The organism is Paenibacillus sp. JZ16, from assembly GCF_015326965.1.
In the GTDB taxonomy this organism is placed as follows: domain Bacteria; phylum Bacillota; class Bacilli; order Paenibacillales; family Paenibacillaceae; genus Paenibacillus_AQ.
Genome location: NZ_CP017659.1, coordinates 6,400,975 through 6,426,104, shown reverse-complemented (window position 1 = coordinate 6,426,104; position 25,130 = coordinate 6,400,975). Strand labels below are relative to the sequence as shown.

General features: G+C 49.5%; 19 protein-coding genes. 4 read left to right on the top strand and 15 right to left on the bottom strand.

Going from position 1 to position 25,130, the window contains the following annotated elements:
* From BJP58_RS28680 to BJP58_RS28645, 8 genes are all read right to left on the bottom strand, one after another.
* Positions 1-810, bottom strand: a complete 810-nt coding sequence (locus tag BJP58_RS28680; protein ID WP_194545097.1) for an alpha/beta hydrolase — start codon at positions 808-810, stop codon at positions 1-3.
* A 77-nt stretch (positions 811-887) separates the two neighbouring features.
* On the bottom strand, positions 888-1,205 hold the full coding sequence (locus tag BJP58_RS28675; RefSeq protein ID WP_194541578.1) for a cupin domain-containing protein: 318 nt from the start codon (positions 1,203-1,205) through the stop codon (positions 888-890).
* A 179-nt stretch (positions 1,206-1,384) separates the two neighbouring features.
* Positions 1,385-2,503, bottom strand: a complete 1,119-nt coding sequence (locus BJP58_RS28670; protein ID WP_194541577.1) for a hypothetical protein — start codon at positions 2,501-2,503, stop codon at positions 1,385-1,387.
* Between the two features lie 15 nt (positions 2,504-2,518).
* Positions 2,519-3,961, bottom strand: coding sequence for a family 43 glycosylhydrolase (locus BJP58_RS28665; protein ID WP_194545096.1), 1,443 nt, complete (start codon positions 3,959-3,961; stop codon positions 2,519-2,521).
* Between the two features lie 19 nt (positions 3,962-3,980).
* Positions 3,981-4,859 (bottom strand): carbohydrate ABC transporter permease, encoded by an 879-nt coding sequence (locus BJP58_RS28660; RefSeq protein WP_194541576.1) that lies wholly within the window; start codon positions 4,857-4,859, stop codon positions 3,981-3,983.
* A gap of 20 nt (positions 4,860-4,879) precedes the next feature.
* On the bottom strand, positions 4,880-5,773 hold the full coding sequence (locus BJP58_RS28655) for an ABC transporter permease (protein WP_233355169.1): 894 nt from the start codon (positions 5,771-5,773) through the stop codon (positions 4,880-4,882).
* A 150-nt stretch (positions 5,774-5,923) separates the two neighbouring features.
* Positions 5,924-7,459 (bottom strand): extracellular solute-binding protein, encoded by a 1,536-nt coding sequence (locus BJP58_RS28650; protein WP_071222845.1) that lies wholly within the window; start codon positions 7,457-7,459, stop codon positions 5,924-5,926.
* Positions 7,460-7,667: 208 nt separating this feature from the next.
* Positions 7,668-9,206 carry an extracellular solute-binding protein gene (locus BJP58_RS28645; protein WP_071222844.1) on the bottom strand — a complete coding sequence of 513 codons (1,539 nt, stop codon included), beginning with the start codon at positions 9,204-9,206 and terminating at the stop codon, positions 7,668-7,670.
* Positions 9,207-9,404: 198 nt separating this feature from the next.
* Between BJP58_RS28645 and BJP58_RS28640 the strand changes: the two genes are divergently transcribed.
* On the top strand, positions 9,405-11,717 hold the full coding sequence (locus tag BJP58_RS28640) for a helix-turn-helix domain-containing protein (protein ID WP_194541575.1): 2,313 nt from the start codon (positions 9,405-9,407) through the stop codon (positions 11,715-11,717).
* Between the two features lie 149 nt (positions 11,718-11,866).
* Entirely contained in the window at positions 11,867-13,441 is a 1,575-nt protein-coding gene (locus BJP58_RS28635; protein ID WP_194541574.1) for an FAD-dependent oxidoreductase, read from the top strand.
* 94 nt (positions 13,442-13,535) lie between these two features.
* On the opposite strand, the gene BJP58_RS33785 is transcribed toward BJP58_RS28635, so the two are convergent.
* Positions 13,536-14,237, bottom strand: coding sequence for a 4'-phosphopantetheinyl transferase family protein (locus BJP58_RS33785; protein WP_269468907.1), 702 nt, complete (start codon positions 14,235-14,237; stop codon positions 13,536-13,538).
* A gap of 199 nt (positions 14,238-14,436) precedes the next feature.
* Between BJP58_RS33785 and BJP58_RS28625 the strand changes: the two genes are divergently transcribed.
* Positions 14,437-15,090, top strand: coding sequence for an aminoglycoside adenylyltransferase domain-containing protein (locus tag BJP58_RS28625; RefSeq protein ID WP_233355167.1), 654 nt, complete (start codon positions 14,437-14,439; stop codon positions 15,088-15,090).
* 977 nt (positions 15,091-16,067) lie between these two features.
* Here the strand turns inward: BJP58_RS28625 and BJP58_RS28620 are convergent.
* The gene (locus BJP58_RS28620) at positions 16,068-16,247 is read right to left on the bottom strand and encodes a hypothetical protein (RefSeq protein ID WP_194541573.1); all 180 of its coding nucleotides are present in this window, start codon (positions 16,245-16,247) and stop codon (positions 16,068-16,070) included.
* A gap of 494 nt (positions 16,248-16,741) precedes the next feature.
* Between BJP58_RS28620 and BJP58_RS28615 the strand changes: the two genes are divergently transcribed.
* On the top strand, positions 16,742-17,371 hold the full coding sequence (locus tag BJP58_RS28615) for a hypothetical protein (RefSeq protein ID WP_194541572.1): 630 nt from the start codon (positions 16,742-16,744) through the stop codon (positions 17,369-17,371).
* A 317-nt stretch (positions 17,372-17,688) separates the two neighbouring features.
* Here the strand turns inward: BJP58_RS28615 and BJP58_RS28610 are convergent, their stop codons facing one another.
* From BJP58_RS28610 to BJP58_RS28590, 5 genes are all read right to left on the bottom strand, one after another.
* Complete coding sequence (locus BJP58_RS28610; RefSeq protein ID WP_194541571.1) at positions 17,689-17,901, bottom strand: hypothetical protein; 213 nt, start codon at positions 17,899-17,901, stop codon at positions 17,689-17,691.
* An 836-nt stretch (positions 17,902-18,737) separates the two neighbouring features.
* Entirely contained in the window at positions 18,738-19,142 is a 405-nt protein-coding gene (locus BJP58_RS28605) for a DnaB-like helicase C-terminal domain-containing protein (RefSeq protein WP_194545094.1), read from the bottom strand.
* Between the two features lie 206 nt (positions 19,143-19,348).
* Positions 19,349-19,522: a hypothetical protein gene (locus BJP58_RS28600; protein WP_181469968.1), complete on the bottom strand. Its 174-nt coding sequence runs from the start codon at positions 19,520-19,522 to the stop codon at positions 19,349-19,351.
* A gap of 226 nt (positions 19,523-19,748) precedes the next feature.
* Complete coding sequence (locus tag BJP58_RS28595; RefSeq protein WP_194541570.1) at positions 19,749-20,021, bottom strand: hypothetical protein; 273 nt, start codon at positions 20,019-20,021, stop codon at positions 19,749-19,751.
* 446 nt (positions 20,022-20,467) lie between these two features.
* Positions 20,468-25,120: an S-layer homology domain-containing protein gene (locus BJP58_RS28590; protein WP_194541569.1), complete on the bottom strand. Its 4,653-nt coding sequence runs from the start codon at positions 25,118-25,120 to the stop codon at positions 20,468-20,470.
* Between the last annotated feature and the right edge of the window lie 10 nt (positions 25,121-25,130).

Genomic DNA, 25,130 nt, shown 5'->3' with positions numbered 1-25,130 from the left:
CTACCTTCCCTGCACGACCGCTTGCGACAGGAATCCGATCTTCTGCAGCCAGCCCGCGCACAGGCCCGTCCATTGCGAAACACTGGCATCTTCTTCCGCAAGACCAAGACCATGCCGGCCCTCCGGAAAAACATGAAGCTCAAACGGGATGCGCTGCTCGCTTAGCGCTTTGGCATACATGAGGCTGTTCTCAACGGGAACCGCGCCGTCGTCAGCGGTATGCCATAGAAAGGAAGGAGGGGTCTCCGGTTTCACCGCAAGCTCAAGCGACAACGCATTTCTCAACTCTTCCGGCGGGTTCTCTCCCAACAGCCTAGACATGGAGCCCTCATGGTAATAATCCTTAAAAGAAATGACCGGGTAACACAGGATGGAAGCGTTCGGGCGGGAGCTCTGCCGGTCCACAGCATCCACGGCCTCCGGGTTTCCTTCGTCGAAATGAGTGCTGGCGCTCGCCGCGAGATGTCCGCCTGCCGAGAACCCAAGGATTCCGATACGATCCGGATCGATGTTCCACTCCTTGGCGTGATGCCTTACAAGCCGGACTGCACGCTGGGCATCGCCCAGCGGATAGGGATGGCGATAAGGGGCCACACGGTAATGAACGACAAAGGCAGATAGCCCAATTGAATTCAGCCACATGGCAATCGGATCACCCTCATGATCCGCGCGCCGCTCGTACCCGCCCCCCGGAAGCACAAGCACGGCTCCGTGAGGGGTTTCATTTTGTAATAGATAAGGTGTCATGTAGGGTGTGAACTTCTCTTCCACCGATTCTTGTCCTGGAATATTCTGTTCCCAAAGATTCATCATATCCATTCCTTTCTGTCTTCATATCCAGTCGTCTATTCATTCATTTCTTCAACATTTCTTTTAGCTTTAGGCACTCAGAGACCAAGCAAATCCAGTCTCAGCGGCGTAAACGTATCCAAAAGAGCGGAAGGTTCCAGAGCTTTTACCCCATGCTCCGCCCCGCCGGGAATGACGATGGTATCACCCTGCCGCACCAGGGTCGTCTCACCGTTGATATAAAATTCGATGGCACCCTTCAGGCAGTAGCTCATCTGCTCATGGGGATGACTATGCCATGCACCTTCCGCCCCTTCTTCAAAATGCACCTCCATCATCATCAGCCCCGTTCCGGGTTGAAACACCTTCCTTGTCACCCCGGGCTCCGCTTGTTCCCAAACGCCGATTTCCGCCATGATCCTCCTCCTCTGCTAATCCAAGTACCGAATTTACGTGTTCATCGATTCATTAAATAAAAAAACCTTTATACTTCTTCGCCGAGGTGGCTATGTATTCCTATTATCCAAGTCATAAAAATTCAGAGCGTCATCCCGGCTGACTGATCCAATACCATCTAGAGGTCCTGGCTCATAGATCATCTGCCCGTACCTGCTCGTAGAGATGAGAACACAGAATCCGCAATATCCAGCTTTCGTCCCTGCAGCCCCCCGAGCTCATGCAGCGAATAGCGGATAAGAATCGCCTGTGTTCCCGCATTCATGTCCCCTTCAACCTCACCCTTGCCCAATGGAACCGCCTCCGGCATGTCAGGATAATACTCACCTTGCTTCACTTGGGCCACATTCGGTGCCGGCGGGGAATGATCGATTTCCCTGGAAAAGCCGCCGTCCGCCCGCTTGAGCCGCGCCATATTCCGCAAAGTGATTTCCGCGATCTCCAGAACGTCCTCTTCCGGAATCCGCAGCTTCATCGAGGTCAGAAGGCTGATCGGGTTCCGAATGTAACACATATCGACGGCATTCTCGCTCCGCAAAGCGTGCTGCAGGGATCGGTATATTTCCGGCGTCCGTGGCAGAGGAACCTGAAACCGGTTATAGAACGTCAACAGCTTGAAGGTTCCCGATATTCGCACATAAGGAGTGCCTTCACCCCACAACCCGGTTTCGGGGTCTTGTATACTTGCAAAATAAGATAGGGCTTCAGATAAGAACGACTCCCGATCCCCCGGCGTCATCTGATATAAATAGGGGGCTGAGTTACACAGCCGGTCGCAGCCGCGCCAGCTGTTCGCAAGACTGATGGAACGCAGCCACTCCGCATAAGCCTTAGGAGAACGGCAGTATGCCGGAGCCCTATTCCGATTGCCCGGCAGCGGATGCAACGGGGATGCGCCCAATGTTCGGAGTGCTCCTACGCTGTAGCCAAGTGCACGGCCCACCATCACATCGTCTTTTCTCATCTTGGGATCAGCATCATAGAAATACCCCGTCCCAGGGTCTTGCTTGGACTGGAAAAAACGCACAAGATCCGCCTTGATGCCATCGGTCAGCCTTTGCCGAAGTCCGCAGCGCTCGATAATGCCCAATGCTTGTGCCGTCGATTCGATGTCCGGCGTGAACGCATCGGAATCCCTGGAACTGCGGGCGTAATAAAAACCGCCGGAAGCAGCGTCATATTGTCCTTCGAGCCATTCGAAGAAACCTTCAAACAGCCTATCGCCCCCCTCCAGAATGTTCTCTAATCCCTTTGTCATGGCCTATCCCTTCTTTCAGCTGCTGATGGCGTTATATGAAAAATCCCGAAAAATCACCGTGCCTTTGCCGACGGCATCCAGTCCGATGCGGAGGCTCTGAAACCCGCCAAACGTGTTGTGATGGAATCCTGAAACATCCGCCACTTTGTCATACCGGATCCATTCCACCCCATCGAAGCTGTAATAGAATGAAACGATATGCGCATCGTTAACCAACCGCAAAAAAGCCCTGCGAGTATGGTTCTGCATCGTGCCGTAGCCCTTGAATGACCGGAAATGCCGCACTCCATGCTCGTTGACTCCCATACCAAGATATGCCGCATCGTTATAATAGAGGAGCAGGCGGCCTTCTGCCGGACCCTCCACGATGATCTCAACCTCTGCTGAATAACGCTTATGGCCCGCCATATAGAGCAGCGGAGAAGCTTTTGCCTCCTCGGAGGCGGCCTCGGCTACCAATTCATGATTCCCCGGACGGAACCGTGCAGAAGGCTCCACGCCTTCGCACTGCCAGTGCAAACCCAGCTCAGGACCGTCAAAGGAATCCCTGAATGAGGCTCCCTGATTCCCAGCATTGGTTTCTCCTTCATCATGCGGCCGATCATCGTACTGGTCAATAAGTCTCTCACGGCCTCCCGCAGCACGAAACCATCCATCGGAAGTCCATTCGATCGGTTCAAGCAAGGTCTGTCTGCCCAGTGAATGGAACCCATTGGCATAAGCATGGTAGACCATCCACCACTGGCCATCCGGCAAGTCTATCAACGAGGCGTGTCCTTTGGACCACCAGCGTTCATCCCTGGATTCCGTATGGATAATCGGGTTGTACGGAGAGTGTTCCCAGGGCCCCCATGGCGTTCTGGATCTTGACGATACGGCCATATGGCTTGTAGGCGGACCGGCCGTCCCTCCGACGGCTGCCGTCAGATAGTAATAACCATCGTGAACGGTAATTTTCGGTCCCTCCAGGCTGTATGCCTCCACGACCCAATCGTCCGGATACCGCCAGCCGTTATACACATGTCTGACTTCACCCGCGACCGCGAGTCCGTCCGCCGTAAGCTCTACAAAATCACCGCCTGACATATGCAAATAACGCTTCCCGTCCGGTCCTGCCGTATGCCCCGGATCAATTCCCTTGATCCCCAGATTGATCGGTTTGCTCCACGGTCCCGCCGGGCTCGACGCGGTAACGACCCAGTTCGTCCGCCCAGCCGGATAATAAATATAATACACCCCGTTATGCACTACGAAATCCGGCGCCCACACATTTCCCTCGTAGTGGGGCAGCGCAGCCCCAACTCGGCTCCAATTGAGCAAATCGCGCGAATGCCAGATGACGAGCCCGGGCGTCAGCTTGTAGGAGGAATGCGTCATGTAATAATCCTCGCCGACCCGGATGATCGACGGGTCCGCATAATTGCCGGCAATGATCGGCGCATATCGTTTCTTTTCCAACACCAACCTTCGCTCCTCTCTATCCCTTGATGGAACCCAGCAGCGCACCCTTCGCAAAATGCTTCTGCAGGAACGGATACACGCACAGAATCGGAAGCGTAGCAATAACGATGACCGCCATCTTCACCGTTTGCTCCGGCGGTCGGACAAATTCGTCCATGCCGGAGGTGTCCGCCGCCAAACCGCTGGCCAGGATGACGATCTGCCGCAGGATGACCTGCACCGGCCATTTGGCCGCATCATTCAGGTACAGAATCGCCGACATATACGTGTTCCAGTAAGTAACCGCATAAAAGAGCGATATGGTCGCAATGGCAGGCATCGACAGCGGAATCACGATTCGAAACAGGATGCCCCAATCGCCGGCCCCGTCGATCTTCGCGGATTCCTCCAGTCCCTCAGGCAGGTTCTGAAAGAAGTTTCGCATGATGATAAGATTGAAGGCATTGATCGCCGTCGGGACAATCAGGGCCGCATACGTATCGATCAGCCCCATCTCCTTCACCACGAGAAACGTTGGGATCATTCCGCCGCTGAACAGCATCGTGAACAAGACCATGAACATGATGAAATTTCGGCCATCCAGATCCTTGCGCGACAGCCCGTAGGCCATCAAGCAGGTTAACAGCATGCTGAACAAGGTGCCTAAGAAGGTGACGCCAACGGAAACGCCAAGCGAGCGAAATACCGTATTGGTTGAAAACACATATTTGTAAGCATCAAGGGACCAAACGGTCGGAAACAGGACAAACTGCTTCTGCGCCAGCTCCGTCACTGTTGTGAAGGATCCGGCGATGACATGAAGGAAAGGCAGGATGGTAACCAGGCCAATGATCAACAGCAGCGTATAATTCACGATATCGAAGATTCGGCTCGATATCGTTTTATCTTGTACCATAGCGGTCCACCTTTCTGTAGTTAATAGATGCCTTCTTCTCCGGCTTTTTTGGCCAGCCAATTGGCCAGCATTACCAGAATGAGACCGATCAGCGATTTAAAGAACCCGACCGCCGTACTGAAGCTGAACTGACCTTGCTTAAGACCTGCGGTATAAACATACGTATCGAATATCTCCGCCACATCCCGGTTCATCGAGTTTAAGAGGAGATAGATATGTTCGAACCCAAGTTCCAGCACGTCGCCGATTTTCAAAATCAACAAAACGACGATCACGCTTCGAATCGAAGGAAGCGTAATATGCCACATTTGCCGAAAGCGGCTGGCCCCGTCAATCCGTGACGCTTCGTATAGGCCGGGATCAATCGCCGCCATGGCAGCCAAATAGATGATTGTTCCCCAGCCTGCCTCCCGCCAGATAATCTGCAGGACATACATCGGCCGGAACCATTCGCTGCTCATCAGAAAATTGATTTTTTCGAATCCGGCCATAACCAGCAATTCATTAATGATGCCGCGATCCATCGATAACATGACAAACGAAATGGATACGATGATAACCCAAGACATGAAGTGGGGAATGTACACCAGCGTCTGGATAAATCGTTTAAACACTTCGCGCCGAACCTCGTTGAGCATTAAGGCAAGAATGATCGGCACCGGAAAATAGAATGCCAGGTTCAAGAAAAACAGCAGCAGCGTGTTGCCCAAAATCGTGAAAAACATCGGCTCGGTAAACAGCCGTTCAAAATGCTTGAGCCCCACCCAGGGGCTTCCCGTAACGCCGAGATAAGCCTGATAATCCTGGAAGGCTATGATCAATCCCGACATCGGGATATATTTAAAGATCAGGAAGTATAAAAATCCCGGAAGAATCATGAGGTAGATCGCCCGGTTTTTTATTATTCTTCTCATTCGACCGGTCTCCGGTATTTTACGGGCGCTCTTGCTCAACCCGGTCTTCACTGCGGTTTCGCTCATGATCTCAGACTTCCTTTCTGTCCCGAAGCCTGCCGGAGACTGCAGCATTGCAGTCTCCGGCCGTTCGGGATGCTGGCTTGTTCATTATTTGGAAGATTCGTAGGAAACGTTGAACTCATCGATGATTTGCTGACCGCCGCTCTTAAGCCAGTTATCCACCACAGCCTGGAATCCGGCCTCATCGATATCACCAAGCATAAATCGATACGTGCCGTCTTTAATCATCTCCTGCAGCTGTACGCCCTTTTCGTTAAATGTCTTGGAATCCAGTGAAGCCGAAGGATCCTCTATGAGGTATTCATTATTCTCCATAATCATTTCCTCGGATTTCGCTTTGACCGGGAGCATATGCTTCGCCTCATAAAATCCTTCAATCGTTAACGGTCCACCGACCTGCATGGCTTGATAAGGCTTCACTTCGCGATCAGTCAGCTTCGTGTCTTCCGAAGGGATCACCTTGCCTTCCTCCAGCTTGTGATGCTGTCCTTCAACCCCCCAATAGATGAGGTTGCCAAGTTCCGTACTCATCAACTGATCCATGAAGGCAAGCACATCCTTTAGCTCTTCTTCCGATTTGATCGCTGTTTTCGGAAAGAGAATCACCGAGCCATAGCCGGGAACCGACCAGATTCCGAAGCCATTCGGGCCACCTTCGATTTTATTCTGAACATCGAGCTCCGCATCCGGATTCACTTCGACGACCTTGGGATGAAGGCTGGATACGTCCCCCATCGCTCCGATATAAACGCCCGACTTTCCGGTAATGAACAGATTTTGTTGATCGGTTTTGCTGGTAACCGGGAAATCCTGATTGATCAGACCTTCCTGGTGAAGTTTCTTGAAGAATTTCATCGTCTCCATATATTCGGAGAACATAAATTCGGGAGCCAGCTTACCGTCCTTCTCGCCCCAGTTATTCGGCGTGCCGAGCCACGAGCTTATCGTTTTGAATGCGCCATAAATCAGGTCATTTCGATCCGTCAGCGGGATGGTGTCATCTTTGCCGTTGCCGTCAGGATCCTTCTCCTTGAACTGCTTCAGCATATTATAGAATTCGTCCACATTGGTCGGGGCGCTGAGCCCAAGCTTGTCGGCCCAATCCTTGCGGTAAATGATGCCCTGGCGTGACAAAGGCACTTCACGGTAAAGCGCATAGATTTTGCCGTCCACCGCCGTGTTCTTTAACACTTCAGGTTTCAGCTTGCTGAGGTTCGGATACTGATCCAGCAATGGCCCGATTTCCCAAAATTGCCCGTTACGGATCGCATCACGCATATTCACAAGCGAAGCGGCATTCTTCAGGTACGTCACCTGCGGCAGCGTTCCGGTTGCAAAGGAGGCATTGACCTTTTCATCATAAGTGCCGTCCGGCACCCACTGAATGTCGAGCTTGGTGCCCGTTTTCTCTTCCAGCAGCTTCTCAATCATGTCGGAGGGAACTTCAGGGGTATGGAGGTTGGCCATAATCGAGATGGATACCGGTTCGTTCTTGTTCTCGCCTTGGGCCGAACTTCCGTTTGAGCTGCCGGTTGCTGCAGGGGCGGAGTTGCCGCCACAGCCAGCCAACACGGATAAAGCGGTTACAATTGCCAGGATGGTACTGGCTTTCTTCTTCTTCATCTTCTGACCTCCGTTTTAAATTTGAATAGGGACTGACAAGAAACAGCTTAGTTGAGGGAAGCCCGGTACGTATATAATCCTGAGATTGGATATGGAGAGTTCGGTCACGCCCGACATTTAATGCTGCGGAATCAAATCTAATGATTATGTTGTCAATGAGATCGCTCACGCATTGCAAAACAAAAATACCGCCGGGGACATTAATCCCCTAGCGGTATTTATCATGTAAATAGGGTCCGACCGTGCTTCGGTAGGAAGCATTATATTCCTCGATAATCTGCCTGCCCCCCTCTTCCAGCCAACGGTCGATCTCGGCCTCGAAACCCTGCTCATCGATCATTCCTAACATAAATTGATAGGTGGCATCCCGTATGCGTTCATTCAACCTGACGCCAATTTCGTTATACATTGGAGACTCCAGCGGTGCGGTGGGATCGTAAATGAGGAAACTCTCATTATCGTAAATCAGCCGCTCGGCTTTATCCTTAACCTGATTCGTGTTAACCGGCTGCAGCATGCCCGGTATGGTGCTGAATCCTCCGGCCATCAAAGCCTGATAGGGCTTTACATCCTTTTCCCTTAATTCAAAGGCATCCACCGCCATCGCTTTGCCATTCTGAACGGTATAATGGATCCCTTCGATTCCCCAATACATCAGGTTTGCAAGTTCAGGACTCATCAGCGCGTCATAGAAGGAGAGTACGCTCTTCAACTCCTCTTCCGTAGCAATCGCGGACTTCGGAAACAGAATCACCGTCCCGTACCCCTGCGAAGCCCATATCCCGTACCCTTCCGGCCCGAGAACCCGATTGTGAACGTCCAGCACTGCCTTGGGATCATTCGCCAGCAGCCTTGACTCCAGGGACAGGACATCTCCCATCGCGCCGATATAAACCCCGGCTTTTCCCGTTACGAATAGCTCCAGCTGGTCGGTCTTGCTGGTAATCGGGAAGTCTTCATTGATCAGTCCTTCGTTATGAAGCTTCTTGAAGAACTTCATCGTTTCCATATATTTCGGAAAGACGAATTCCGGCTGCAATGAATCGTTATACCATCCCCAATTGTTCGGTGTTCCATAATAGGAGCTGATTGTCTTGAAAGCCCCGTAGATTAAATCGTTGCGATCCGTCAAACCGATGGTGTCATCGATACCGTTATTGTCCGGATCGTTATATGTAAACCCTTTCAACATTTCATATAAATCATCAAGCGTTTCCGGTGCCGATAGCCCCAGGCGATCTGCCCAGTCCTTACGGTAAATGATGCCTGAACGGGCTAAGGCTCGCTCCTGGTACAGGCTGTAGAGTTTACCGTCGATGGCCGTATTCTTCAAAACCTCGGGCTTCAATCTCTGCAAATTCGGATAGTCCTTAAGATACGGGCCGATTTCCCAGAATAGCCCGCTCCGAATCTCATCCCTGAAATAGGATAAGGATGCGGCATTCTTCAGATACAGCGCTTGCGGCAAAGTCCCTGTTGCAAGCGAAGCAAACACCTTCTCATCGTAACTCCCGTCGGGTACCCACTGAATGTTAAGCTGCACGCCCGTTTTTTCCTCGATCCATTTCTCGATCCGATCGGAGGGAACCTCGGTGGTGTGCAGGTTGGCCATAATTGAAATGCTGGTTTTGCGATCAGAAGACGTACTTCCGCCATCCGCTCCCGATGATCGTGCCATGCTGATGCACGCGGCCGACACCATCAGGATAGCAAGCGTAAGAATGACATAGTTTGACAGACGGGTCATCAATCCGTTCTACCTCCGTTCCCCCATGTTTCTTGCGGATCCCGTGTGTTTGGGATGATCCTAACATATGTACATCTTTTTTCATGACAAACCGTGATGATCAAATACAGTGATTATTCTTTTTGAAATGATTATTGAATGTAACCCGGGTTGCCCATACAATGATTATACACTTTGTTAAACAGGAAGGTGTACCTATTGCATCCAAAAAGTAGCTTTTATTCTAAAATGGTCCTGTACGGCTGTTTCATCAGCATCATTCCTCTCGTGGCCCTCGGCTTCTTCTCGTTCATGAAATCATCCACCTCCGTCCAAAATCACGTCAACAGCAGCAATATCCAGATTATGAATCAAACGAACAGCAATCTCGAACAGGTGCTGCGGACTGTGGATTATACACTGAATTACGTCATTAATTCCAATATTCTGCAAAGCGCGTTGTATCGGCCCCTGTCCTATTATGACTTCCAATTGTATAACAAACTGAGAGAAGAGATGAGTCTGCTGCAATCTCCGGAGACCAAGGTTACAGACGTCATCCTTGCGAACACGACAACCAACTGGCTGATCAATAACCGGGGCATGTACAAATTTAATGAATACGCTTCCAAGGATGCGCTGTTGACACTCATGGAGCTTCAAGGGAACTCCAATTGGGTGATGCTCGAGACGGAATCTCTCGGGTCCAGCGATACGCTCAGTTATGCCTGCCCCTACACGATTGCGCTGGTGAAGAAAATGCCGCTCTCCTCCTCCAGCGCCCGGGGTGTCGCACTCGCCACCATTCCCAGCTGCAGTCTTGCGGCTATGATGGATACCCCTTCCGAAACCCGGGAGGTGATGGTTCTGGACCATAATTACCGGATCGTTGTACATCCCGAGCAAGGAAAGCTCGGGCAATATCTGACCGATACCGGGTATGCGGAGACGGAGCTGGACCATTTTGACAGTAAATCGGGGCAGTTCGAGACGAAGATTGACAACAAGCCGGTGTCCGTAACGTTCGTCCGGTCCGATTTTAACGGCTGGTTGTATGCCTCCTTTACCGAAATGTCCGCCATTACCAAGGAGTCCCGCTCCATCGGCTGGTTTACGCTGTATATCTGCATGCTGATGATCGGTTTCAGCATTCTGCTGGTATGGCTTGGAACGCGGAAGATGTACACGCCAATCCGGCACATTTTTGAAAATATCGTGGAGCGTCTGCCAGAAATCCAAGCCAACAAAAAGAGCGAGCTGCAAATCATCGATGAGCATATCCGGGATATGTTCAATTCAAACACGAAGCTCCGCAGCGAGCTTCGGCAGACGAGCCAGCAGGTGCGCACCTTTTTCCTCCAAAAGCTGTTTTTGGGCAAGAGTAGTCCGCCCGAAGTCATGGAGCAGATCGAGCTGTTTGGCTTCAAGGAGCAAATATCCGCTTGGGAGCATCTGGCGGTATTCACCCTCCAGATCGACATGCTGGACGAAACCCGCTATGAGCGCAAGGATAGTGACCTGCTGCTGTTTGCCATCAACAATATTATCGAGGAGATGATCCCCTCCTCCCATCGCCTCCCCTCTGTCATTATCGATCTCACGCAGGTTACGCTCATCGGACGAGGCGGCATCACGCTGGAAGAATTCAATGACTATATCTACACATTATCGGAGGAGATCCAGAAGACGACGCGCAGTGTTCTCGATCTGGAGGTCAGCATCGGCATCAGTCTGCCTTACGAGAACCTATCCAAAACGGCACGCGCGTACCAGGAAGGGCTCGAAGCCCTTAAACACCGCATCAAGCTGGGAACCGGTGTCATTATCCCTTATTTCAGCCTGAACTCGGGCAAGCACACCCGGGTCTATTTCTACCCGATGCAGGTGGAGAACGAGCTGATTGATGCCATCAAGCTGGCTGATGAAGATCGAGCAGTGGAGCTTCTAAAGCAGTGGCTGCTCGAAGTGTTTCGGAAGGATCGGACCCCGCATGATTATCAAATCTCGCTCATCCGGCTGTTAAATGATTTGATGATCGTAATGCAGGAGAACGGGATCATGCTCGAGCAGCTCGACATCCGGGACAGCTCTCTCGTGGAGGAGCTTCTTCGGCTCTACACCAATCACGATATCGAAAGCTGGTTTAAATCACGCATCATCCGGCCGATGGTTAGTGTATTCCGGGATCGCCAGGACTCTCAATACCAGAATCTTTCCGAGCAGATGATCGAGATTATCCGCAATGAGTTTGATCGCAATATTACACTCGAGGAATGTGCTTCCCGCCTCCATTACAACAATTTTTATCTTAGCAGCGTGTTCAAAAAAGAAACCAATATGTCCTTCAGCGAATACCTGTCCCAGTACCGCTTCAAAATGTCCAAGAAATGGCTTGTCGAAACCGACATGCCCATTAAGGATATTGCGGAGAAGCTAAGTTACAACAATTCGCAGAACTTTATCCGCTCCTTCCGCAAGCTGGAGGGGATGACGCCCGGACAATATCGCAGCAAATACAAAACCGGACAATAAGCCTTAAAAAACGGCATCAGATTACCAAAAAAGGTCACCTGTGTCCCGTACTTTTCCTGCAGGAGAGAATCTACAATTAGAATAGTCACTTGTTTGTGGTGCTATCTTGTGGATCATTTATGAAACTATCCCAAAAGGAGAATCTGTCAATGATACGAGAAATGCAGGCCGATATCGTCATTCTCGGCGGCGGGACAGGGGGAACTGCCGCTGCGCTTGCCGCCGCTAAATCAGGAAAGACGGTCATCATGACCGAGGAGACCACTTGGATCGGGGGACAGCTAACCAGCCAGGCGGTTCCGCCCGACGAGCATCCGTGGATTGAATCCTTTGGTTGCACGCGCAGCTACCGGCAGTTCCGCGAAGGCGTCCGCCAGTACTATCGCGATTACTTCCCCATGACTCCCAAGGCAAGATCCAATGTGCAATTAAACCCCGGCAGCGGCATCGTGAGCCGGCTGTGCCATGAGCCGCGCACGGCCCTCGCCGTCCTGCAACAAATGCTGGCCCCGTACATTCACAGCGGTCGGCTTAAGATCCTCTATCAATATGCGCCAGAGTCTGCCGACGTTTCAGGGGATCGCGTGAACAACGTAACCGTTCGTCATCTTGAGACGCAGGATCAAATTACGCTTCACGCTCCGTTCTTCGTGGATGCCACCGAGCTCGGCGATTTGCTTCCGCTGGCGGGCATCGAATATGTTACCGGCGCCGAGTCCAAATCCCAAACAGGGGAACCGCATGCCGTTGACGGCGATCCGCTACCGCAGGACATGCAGGGCTTTACGTATTGTTTTGCCGTGGATTATCTGGAGGGGGAGGACCACACGATCGAGAAGCCTGCCCTTTACGATTTTTGGCGGGAATATAAACCCGATTTCTGGCCGGATAAGCTGTTAAGCCTGACCGCCGTCAAGCCGTCCACAAATGAGCCGGTCGAGTATGAGATCTTTCCGGGACACGGTAAGTTTCCGCTCTATCAATACCGGCAAATCCTGGACCCGAAACATTTCGCGGAAGGTACGTTCGAAAGCTCGGTATCGCTTGTGAACTGGCCGCAAAACGACTACTGGCTGGGCTCCATTATCGATGTTCCGAAGGAAGAGGTCGACCATCATATCTATCAAGCCAAACAGCTTAGCTTGTCCCTGCTGTATTGGCTGCAGACCGAGGTGCCGCGGCCGGATGGCGGGAAGGGTTATCCCGGACTTCGCCTGCGTCCCGATGTGGTCGGAACGGAAGACGGGATGGCCATGTATCCTTACATCCGTGAGGCGAGAAGAATTCAGGCCGAGTTCACGGTCCTGGAGCAGCATGTGGCAACCGAATCGCGGCCGGACGGCGCTTCGGAAACGTTCCCTGATTCCGTCGGTATCGGCTGTTACCGGATCGATCTGCATCCGAGCACGGGCGAGCGCCCATACATTGATATCTCGTCCCTGCCGTTCCAAATCCCGCTGGGCAGCTTAATTCCGAAACGGATGAAGAATGTGCTGGCTGCCAGCAAAAACATCGGGGTCACCCACATTACCAATGGCTGCTACCGGCTGCATCCCGTAGAATGGAACATCGGCGAGGCCGCCGGATATTGTCTCAGCTACTGCCTGGACCATGATATTCTGCCGACGGAAGTCCGGAACGACGAAGAAAGACTCGCCAGCTTCCAGCAAAAGCTCGTCAGTGAAGGCATCGAGCTGGCATGGCCGGCACTGCGCCCTGTCTGATCCACCTCTATTATAGAACGCCAAGAAACCAGCTCAAGGGCACCGTCCTTGGGCTGGTTTTTCCCGGTCCCGTTCATAACTTATATCTCGTAACTCATAACTCCTCAGCGGTTACGAATTGGACATCCTCAGGGAAATGACGGCTAATGCCGCACACCGACAGCTTGTAACCTTCTTCCACCGCATACTGTTTAAAATAGTAGGTCTCTCCGTCCTCGCCAAGCACAGGTGCCCACCCGCTTCCTTGCAGCTCCAATGCAAAAGAATCCAACGGCAAATGCAGGCCTTTGCCAACGGCCTTGATATAGCTTTCCTTTAACGTCCATAGATCAAAGAAGCGCGAAAGCCGGACGGAAGGATCACAGTCTAACAGCGCGTTAAACTCGGTTATATGAAAATAGCGTTTGGCGATATCCATATCGATCGCCTCCATTTTCTCCACGTCAATCCCGACCGGCGTGCTGCTAACGGCGCATACAATCCAATGCCCGGAATGGGAGATGTTAAAATGCAGGTTGTCATGCTCCTTTAAGAACGGCTTGCCATATGCGTTTCTTATGATTTCCATATGCATCGGATCAAGTCCCAGCTTATCCCGAAGGATTCGATGGACCATGGCATCACCAAGTACTGATCGCTGATAATCGCTCGCTCTTCTGAGTTTGGATACATAATCCTGTCGATCGGGCGATAACGTCTTGAACAAGGCACGGAACATCTCATCGTGAATTTGGTCCGAATTCTTGATTGCATATACTTCAATATGACTTGGTTGGTCAGCATGAAAAATGTTCATAACTCCGTCCTTTCAATATAAAACATAGTCACGTGTTCACTTCGATATGTACGTTCAGATCCCCTGCTTGCTTTATTAGACTCCCTCTCCCCAATTCCAACTATAAACGGACGAACGGATCAATAGATTGACAAAGGAAAGAATTCCCGAACATAATGGATAAATATCTTACAGGGTGAAAGGTGGGGGGCGAGTGGACATGCAATGGGTTTTGGATCAAGCGGTCGACTTGTTTAAGGAGGAGCTCGGCGACAATCTGGTCGGCATTTACTTACATGGCTCGTTAGCTATGGGCTGCTTCAACCCGGACACAAGCGATATCGATCTGCTGCTCGTGGTAGCGGACAAGCTTACCCGGGATCATATGAGACGGCTGGCCAAAAAAATCATAACGTTCCACGATGGAATGCTCAATCGACAGGGGTTGGAGCTGAGCCTAGTCCTCGAATCCAGTCTGCAGGAGCTCGTCTATCCGCCTCCATTCGAGTTCCACTATTCCGCCTTTCATCGCGAGAAATACCTGACCGAAGACGATTACCTATGCGGCGGATTCCAAGACGCCGACCTGGCCGCCCATTACACCGTGATTTTTCATCGGGGCATTGCCCTATACGGCAAACCCGTTCAAGAGATCTTTACCCACGTTGACCGGCAGCATTACATACAAGCCATTCTCCATGACGTGGAGGGTGCGGTACAAGACATCACTGACTCTCCTATGTACTACACGCTAAACCTGTGCCGAGTGCTGTACTATCTGAAGGAAGGCGTGGTTTCCTCCAAACAAAAAGGCGGTGAATGGGGGCTGCGCACGCTTCCTACCAAGTATCATCGGATTATAGAACGTGCCTAGCATCAGTATAGTGGCGGAGCTCAGAAATCTGCGGATTCCGAACCGGATGAACTCATCGCGTTTGCCGGCGATATGCTGGAGCAAATCCGAAGGGAAATGGAATAGGGGGTGCAGAGATCCCGGGTCTATCGCAATCTACACTGCTCGGCATTTATTGTCTCCAGCTCCAGACATATATCTGGAGCGACATGGCTTGTGGTCATAACTTTTCGCTCCGCCAGTCTACAATAAGAGTTATGACACTGTTTAGCCAGCCTGATGCTTCATTCGTAGTGGCTCCATTTCCTCCAGTGATGCGGCAGTTAGGGCACCCGGATGATAATGTCTTCAACTTCCTTTTGATATTCATTTGTCGGACACAGTAATGACACGGTTTTCCTCCTTTCACGCTTGCCCCGGGAAGAACACTCCACCCCGACGCTTCACGATGGTATGAACAAATAACGATGACCGTCCATTTTGTGATCGTTCTCTTTGACCGGCTTATCTTCGCCGCAAGCAACTGCCTTCTCATCCCAAACATAGGAGCTAAACTCCCGGAATGTCTCTTTACAGCAGTCATTGTTTTGATGAGTCCTTCAACTAATGCTGAAGCTACGTGACGGATCCCATTCACAACCTCATTTGCCGCCTTAATGACACGCAGGATACCACGCTTCTTGATGGCCGCAATAAAAGAAGCCGCCGAAGGGGCGATAATGATTCCCTTAACCGGTAGCTGAGCGACATGGCGACCATCTTGCCGTCATGGACTTAAATTGCCCCTCGTTGTTCCAATGTTTATCAATAGCGAATGATATTGAGCCACTTCCTGATGCTTTATCTTCATACCAATTGATAAACGCGTTTACTTCACTCATTGAAAGATCAAATTTTATAGCCTCGTCATGCAATGTAGTTTCAAGCAGTGCGCGATTGTTATCTGGCTCTGTCAGAGGTTCGGTAGGCTCTGTGGATGGTTCAGTTTGTTCAGTGATCTAACTCATCATTTCTAATTCGTCAATGCTTACATATATACCACCGTTGTTAGCCGTCACATTAATACGATATTTTTTGTATTGAGTGGTATAAACAAAAACATACTCTCTTTTCTCACCAGAAACCCAATTACTTTCATTTTCCCAAGTATCAAGAATGCCCCATGCTTGATTGGTCATTCCAACCTTCAAAGGTCCAATTCTTCGGTGTTAGATCTATGTTTTCTGCTAATCGGGGAGTTATATTTTTAATTGCACACTTAGAAATAACTTGTGGAGAATCGACGCAACGGTCAAATACCGCCTTCATGCAGCCGTGCGTGTCATTCTCGTCTTTTTCTATGCTTACATCCCATCACAGAAATTCGTAGCGGTGTTTTAGTAGAGTCATACTTATTTATATTGTGTTCATTTTCCATTCAATTCCAATAACTTTTCAAAAATACGATGCCTTATTAACTGATAACCTTTCTTAATTTACTTCATAAAAAATAACATAAAGTAAAAAGATATATTTTACTTTTTTATAATATTTTTTAATATTTTAACATTTAATTGCTTTAATTCAAATATATTCATGGTAATGATTTCAAATTATTAGTATCATTTGGGTGGTTATTTTGAATTGCTGCGCAGCTTTCAAATAATAAATCTATATTTCGGAGGTCTACTAAATGAAGTCTAAAATCACACTAGTTCTAACTCTCTGTTTTACATTCTTGTTCTCTGGAGTGGCATCTAATAATGTCACATACGCCGATGTCGTTAATGATAATTCTGAAAATTATATCTTGGTCGATAAAGATGGAAAACCAGCTATTTATAATAAAACAGATGATACCTTCATCGTCGAAGCATTCAATCTTGATGGATCTGAGGTTAGCCTAGAGGAATACAGAAATTTATTGAACGATTCACTCGATTATTCTAAAAAAAATATTCTTGCGGGATCATCACCATTTCAAGATCAATCTGTTACCCCATTGTCTTATATTAATATGGACTTTTATACAGAATCCAATAATTATAATTCCTTAGGAACTCCATTAAAGATGACTCCAGATATTGACTGTAAATACAGCGCTACTCACTGTACAATAAATAAGGCAGATGGTAAAACAACTACTGAATCCTATAGTAGTAACGTAACAGGTGGAGACAAGAATTATATTAAGATGGGTGCTTCTTTTACTTGGTCTACATCTGCTACCGTTACCTATTCATATGGTTGGAGCATTCCAAAAGGGGAAATAGGATATCTTCAATTCACTCCTAGATATAAAGTATCTTATCTTAATAACTAAGGAGGTCAGTTATAATTGAGAGATATCTCAAATATCTTTTTATCAGGTATATTCATCGTTGTTATTGGCTTATTTGAAAAAATACTACTTTACCTAAAACTAGATACTAATACTAACGAATTAAAATATTTAATTTTGAGCACTCCAAATTTTATCTGGAATATAAGTAATATCACCATAGGAATAGGAATATTGCTAATTATAATTTCTTTCATGATTTATTTTAAAAACCGAAAAAAATAAGCAAAGCCGTTTTTTCTCTGAAGAGGCTTTCACTTTATAACTACAAAATTCTAAAGTTTTTTATTCAATAGAATTTAAAATATGTAGTCACATTCAAAAAAGCCGACAGCCTTCCTTTCATCATCACCTTGGATCAAGTCGAATGCCCTCCGGAGCTGATGTGTATAAAACTGATATCTCTGATATACCCAACGCTGCTTTTCAATCAGAATCGTAGCGTTGGCCGTCTTATCAGCATTCAGATCTTCCTGATCGTTGCGGCGAGCAGCTTCACCATCGATGGCCAATTGTTTTAAATTTTCTTCGATTATTTCAAAATCCTGCTAAGGGCATCGTCATCTCTTTATATTTTCCGAGCAGGAGTTTTGTGCACCTCTTCATTTGCTTTTGGAAAGAGCTCTCCTTGTCCCCATGCCATCGCCATTACCCTCAATCCCCTTTACGATATAATTATAGAGAGGAATATATTACCGATTAACCCCCGCCCGACCAAGGATATGGGGGTCATTTCATTTATTAAATGCATGAGATTTCCTTCCCATACCATCCAACGTTTGTATATAGGCAAGATCTAATCCTCTTTTGATCCTTCCCCAACCCAGTAGCGAATTTTTTGAGCTGGGTAGGTGCTACTTCGACTTAATTCTGCTTTCGTCATGCAGTCCGATACGGGGATTGCACAACCTATTGCATACTATCGTCCTACAAACGAACCAGTCGACCCATGAGAGAATCCTTCGATGGCCACTTTATCGGGTAGCATGATTAACTGGAGTGTCCTTACAATTACATCGTTGATCCATGCAGCATCTAACGCACCGTCCGCTTGTATCTCGATCCTCATAAATACGTTACCGTTCGGGTCCAATATAGCTAGCCCCGTTTTCGTTGAGTGGTCAACTCATACGTATCGATTCATATCCCCACCGTCTTTAACTCTTCGGTGGCATACCGGTAAGCTGCAGCAGTTGCTTCGTTATCGACGAACTCTACCTTCATTTAAAGGTCTCCGATTACCCTTTTGATTTCGTTTCGTACTTCCATGTTTGCTCGGCCCTCCTTTTTCTTGTGGACTTCGACCAGCCACGGAGCACGAAAACCTCTAACTATCTGTCAGCCGTCGTTATCGTAGATGATTTGCAAAGTCGCCACTTTGAAAAAACGGGGCAATCATGACCAGTGCGAGCCCCTGCTGCTTTTTCAGTCTACGAAATTTGGAGCAGATATCATGACTGCTGATCCCAGAAGAGTTATCCAAGAAGATATTGGTTTCTCCTTGAACTCCTACCGCTTCAGCCATCTTGATCCAATCAGAGCCGTGCATATCACCATTGTTGATTGTATTGGCGATAATTTGCCCTTCGGAGCTCACCAACCGTCTTGCGAACTGACCTTCTGATATCTCTAGACTGGACAACGCCACTGCTTCGTCAGTAGATTTGGCAACTTTCTGAGTAACGTTCAATGCGAAGGCTGTCTTCCCCTCGAATGGTCGCGCAGCTACGATGATCAGATCACTCCGTTGCAGTCCTTACGTGATGCCATCAAGGTCAGGGAAACCAGACTGCAGGCCGTTGATGATCCCATTTTTGACGTTGTAGGATTTGTTTTCAAAGTCTTCGACAAATCGCATCTACACGTCTTTGATTGGCTAAAAATCCTGCTCAGGAGCTGCCCGATCCGCATGCTTGATTAATTTTCAGAAAAAGAAAAAGACCACCCTGTGGCAGCCTTTTAACCACTACTCACAAATTGGATTATCCCAATAAGTGTCAAAAGCAGAAAAATAACAAGTATAATGATTACGCCTGTTCGAAGCGCTTTGAATCCCCTTGATCTCTTCTCCAACTGCTGCTCCACTGCATTCAATCGATCTTTAAGCTCTTGAATTTCATTCTCTTGTCCCATTTCAGCCTCCTTTAACCGATGTTCAAGCTATGTATCTGCTCTATAAATATGGACAGGTACCTGACCAAGGATGGTTACATATGCGGATTCAGGAACACCAACCTGACCGCTCATCATACTGTACCTTATAACCCCCATTATGATATAACTGTCTGTAGGGATATATTACCATATAACGCCACCCCGACCAAGGATACGGGGTATTGTATTTATCAATTGCTAACTATTATGCATAATGCTTTTTCCTCCCTTGGAAGGACGCCACCAATTGCAATTGAATCAGCACTTGTTCAAGGAGCTCTAACGGGTCATTTGAGTCCTCCACCTGCTCACAAATTTCGATGGCTTCTTCTACTGCTTTACTGAGTTCATCTGCACGTTTTTTCTCTTCATCTGCTTGCTGGAGCCAGTATTTTAAAACCTCCGGCGAAATAAAACTCTGGCCTTTGTCATCTAGCCTATTGCAGTACTCCATATCCTCATGCCAATCTCTACTCATTCCGCTACCTCCTGAACTTCTAATTCCATTTCACTCACGCTTTCTTCTGCTGGGAACTCCGCATTCCAAAATTCACACTTGGCTTGTACATATACTACCTCTTATTCACTGGAACTTCCATTTAATCCCTGCGTATTTATCTTTAAGAATTTGATTCGATACGAGTCCAACAAATCCACTTGAAATGAGGTTCATCATATGAAAAAGATTTACTGGCCCGGAAGAACAAAATTGGAGCGAATGGAGATAACCACTACTCTCATATTTGATGTTATTCTCTACATTCCACGATGGATCATGAAGCTGTTATGAGGATTTCCCCTACACCAGGGCGACCAGTGCGACTTCTTCAAAAAAGGTAGCACTTCAAGTTCACTGCTATGTTACTTCAAAAGCCTTACGTACAACAAAGACCCGTTCGTTATTATCGAACGGGTCTTCTGCGTTTAACGGTTAATGAATTCAGCCATTTGCAGCATTCGAGTTAATACGACCGCTCCCTCAGCCCGGGTAGAATGGGCTTCCGGAACGAACCGGTCAGAAGAACGTCCTTCCATCAACCCGGATTTGACGATGGCCGACACGGCCTCTTCGGACCAGGACGCAATGCGTTCGCGATCCTTGAACCCTTCCAAAATGGTGTCCGTATTTCCTGTCTCCAGATCCGTACCGGCAAGCTTCAGTGCACGGAGCAGCAAGACACTCATCTGCTCACGGGTGATCTCCTCGTTCGGACGGAACGTACCATTGCTGAAGCCTTCGATCAGCCCATGCTCCACTGCCGTAGCGACTGCGGCTGCATACCAATCGTTTGCCTTCACATCCTGGAAGCTCGCATGATCTCCCTGATCCTTCAATCCGAGCGCACGGACGAGCATCGCCGTGAACTGCGCTCTCGTGATCGCCTCGTTTGGACCAAAACGCGTATCGCTTAATCCCTCGATCAATTGTTTCGAGGCCAACAGCGTAATGTCCTCGCGGGCCCAATGGCTGCTTAAATCCTCAAACGTCTTCGCATGGGAAACTACGGAATAGGCCCCGCTCTCCCTCCACTTAAACTCCGCTTCGGATTTGCCTTTCGACGTGCGAATGAGCGCCGGTACGAAGACCAGCTTGCCGGATGCCGGATCCATCCGCAGCACCGTCGTTTGGGATGGGCTGACGACACTGGATAGAACCTTGGTAAACTTAGCGTAAGGTCCCTTAAGCGCCGGCAACGCAGATAAGGTATCCCCCTGTTTCCAAGCCAAGTTTATGGAAAGTGACGCATCCAGCTTGGAGGCTCCTGCCTCCAACGCTGCCTTTACCCGATCCTCTTCTTCTTTTGAAGCTAAACCAACGCGAATTTGCAGACTTTCCGCCGTACCCCGTTGTTGCAATGTTTCCGTCAGCGAATGCAGCGGAATTTCCAATCGGCCTTGGGAGGATTCCAACACGATGGAGCCCCCCGGCAGGTCCTTCACGGCAGCACTCACCCCCTGAACAGGCAAGTGAAGAACGACGGAATCCGAAGCGTCGGTCACCGAATACGTAAGCACGCGTGAAGACGCCGGCAGCTTGCTGAGCCGTTCCACGTCGCTGAGCATGCCCTTCTCGCTCGCATCCGCTACGATGACCGTCCCGCCGGGTGTTGTCTCTTTCTTGATGCTCAACCGCTCTGGCTCTGACGGTTTAGGAGGTGGTGTTGTCGATCCTCCACCGGGTGAACCGGATCCTCCGCCCGGAGTACCCGGATCGGATCCGCCGTCTCCTGTAGTAGTCCGGATGACCTCAAACGTCTTGCTGTTGGTTTTGAATTCGTCAACGAACACGTCTACGGTAATCGAATTGACGCCTGTTTGCAGAGGCACATTAGCTGTAAATTCACCTTTCGCCGACAGAGTCGCATCGGCGCCGTTCACCTTGACAGTTGCATTACCGGGCCCGAGAACTTCCACAAGCCCTTTCAACGCAAGCTGACTGTCGCGCGTCTCTTTGCTTTCGTCATCCATCAGCCCGCTTAATACGGCCGAACGAACCTGGTCACCCGTATTGTAAGCATTGGCCACGAGCTGACGAAGCGTTCTTGTGCCTGACGGATCCAGGGTGGAAATGACAAAACCTCCCTGCGGTATAACACTGTTATTCTCTTCCGGCGCTCCCCAGCTCCAGTTGATCGCTTGGTTCCGGTTGACCACGCGGGTCACATGGCCCGTGTGGTCAACCACCACTTCAACCCCGAAGCGGTTCGTGCCCGTGGAGTATCCGAAGGCTTCCGTCATCACGTTGACGTTGCCCTCGATTCGGTTGATATTATAGAAATTGCCTTCCAGGAACGAATCCGGACTTCCCGGCAAGCTCATGCCGAGCTGGTAATCCTTCACCCACTCCTTATCTTGGAGAGCAGCCGCCGCGATCGGCCAGTTGACCTGGGATGCATCAAACAGCATCAGTCCGTTCGTGGACTTCAGCCCCGCCTGGAACACTTCGCGCTGCACGGCCGGTGCCTGCACATTGTTCATGGCAATGCCTGCATACAGCGGAATTTCACCGTTCGTTACGATATTGCCGAGCGTTATATATTTCTGGATTTCCTGGCTGGTGGTTTGATAAGCCCCGATCATCAGAAAATCCAAATACTCGATATACCCGGTTTGATAGTATTCCGGCGTATACACCGATTCGTCCGGCATGCCGAGCGCGGGATTGAACCGGAAGTTCTTGCTGCCCCAGTTCACGCCGTTCAAATAATACGTTTCATACCAGGATCCAACATAAGAGGATACCTCGATCTTTCTGCCTGTTGAAACTTCATAGGAATCCACCAGATCCTTCACTTCGCCGAAGAAGCTCTGAATCGTCCCCGAGCGGAATTCCCACCAGTCCTGAATCAGCGGACCGTATACCCGAACATTGTTTTCATAGTAAAAGATATCGTTTGGCCATTGATTAAGCTGCTTGCCTCGGGCCTGCAAAAACTGCTCGAACTTCACGCGGGTCTCGTCGCTAAAGTCGGCCCCCTCGTTGTCATATCGGCTCCGGTCATGGACAACGCCGTCCACATCATAGTTCTTAATGATTTCTTCGAATGTTCGAAGCTGATAATTGCGAACCTCGTCATTGGACGGGTTGACGAAGGCTACCAGGCCCTGCTTTTTGCTCTCGCGCAGTCGCTTGATCTCGCCGTTGTTCTCCGCGAAATATACACGTTCCTCCCAATCGAGGTGATCGTTCAGAACCGCATACTCGTTATGGGCGATCGATCCTTCGGCAAACACGTTGATCGCCGCATGAATCTCTAATCCCAGTGCATGACCATGATCAATAAACTCCTGCAGGAGGTCCAAATCCGGGCTTGCGCCTGCTTTTTCAGGTGCCTTGATCTCGCTGACATAAGGTCTGCCCGTCAAATCGTTCTTTTTATAAGAGACATAACCTTCAACGCCCTTCACATCAAATGCCACCGAGGTAACGCCCGTTTCCTTGGCTTTTTGCAAGAATGCCAAAACATCCTCGCTCGTTTTAAACTTTCTGACATTGGAAGCCTGATCCACCCAGAGAATGACTTCTTTTTCCGGGGAGAAATCAGGTCTTGCAAACACCGCAAGATGACGCACATCCTGCTCAATGTCATTTTTCATTACTTTGACTTCGATATAATTGGTGCCGTTTGTTAACGTGTAGTTATGCGTGAAGGTACCATCCGCTTCAAAAGGAACCTCGATACCGTTCACAAGAAGTTTGATCGCGGTAATGTCGTCCATGTTGTCGATGCGCCCCGTGATGGCGGTGCTGCCTTCCGTTACGGTGTACATCATCTGGTTATCCAGCGTGAGCCGTGCAATAAGACCATTGCCGCTCATGATATCGCGTACCTGAACCACTTCCCCGTTCTTCCGCAGCTTGATCATATCCCCGACCTTAAAATTCTCGGCCAAATAGCGCTTGATGTTATTACCTGCGTAGCTGTTATCCTGTGCCATCAGCACATAACCGCCTTCGGGAATTTCAAGCTCGGTCGGCCCTGTCCATACAGGCGGCTTCCCGTTGATCGAAGGATTGATCACCCGTAATACGCGGTTGTTGGCATCCACCTGCACGGCGACATTGGTCTGAGGAATCGTGATGGAATTGCCGTAATCTCTTGTAAAAATCGCCACGATGTTTGGCACGCCCGTGACATCCTTGTCGACATAGTCCAGCTTCTTCCGCGGACCTTCAATGTCGATCGTAATATCCTTCGGTGCCGCTTCGACTTCAATATAATCCTGGTTCTCGATCGGTTCGTACACGATATTCAGTGTTTGGACTGCCAGTTCGCCATCTCCCTTAAACAGTTTCACCTCAGCCTTGTTCGGGCCCGGCTCCAAATAAACATTCGTGCGAAACATGCCTTCCGCCGTAATCGCAGTTTCATCGCCATTAACCGTTACGCTTAAATCCTGATCCGCGGCATAATTCGCCACAAAACCCGCTATCTCAATGACCGGAATATCCACAGTCGTATCAGTTTGCGTAATCAGATGCAGCTCGGGTGGCAGCGGATCCGGCCCTGGACCCGGCCCCGGCTGCTCCGGCAGGAAATCAGCCGCTGTCACTTCTTCGCCCGCCCGCATCAGCTTTACCGTATCTCCCGTTTTGTTATGATTGAAGAGAGGTTTCTGAAAAACGGATTGATCCCACGCATGGGTGCCGCCAGCCACTACAACGTAACCACCGGCCGGAATTGGAAGCAATGTTCCCGGATCCCAAGAAGTCGGAGGATCGCCGTTCGGTCCAACCACATTCTGGACAATGCCGCTCGCATCCACAGAGACCGCGACATGAAGCGTAGGCACCCATACCTCATCTTTATATACGGAACCCGTGACCGCTACGCCGCTGGTATACAGCGCCAAATAATCATTTTTCCCTTCCACCGTATCGCCAGCCACGTTGATATCCGTGAACTCCAGACTCTCTCCGCCTTGGGAGACCAGGGTAACCGGTTCGGGAGCCGCGCTTTGAACCGGAGGAATTTCGTTATCCGCGAACGCGGAAGACCCAACCGGAACAATGAGAGAAACGATCAGTGACAGACTGAGAAACAGCGCGATTCGCCTGCGAAATAAACGATACATCAAATGATTA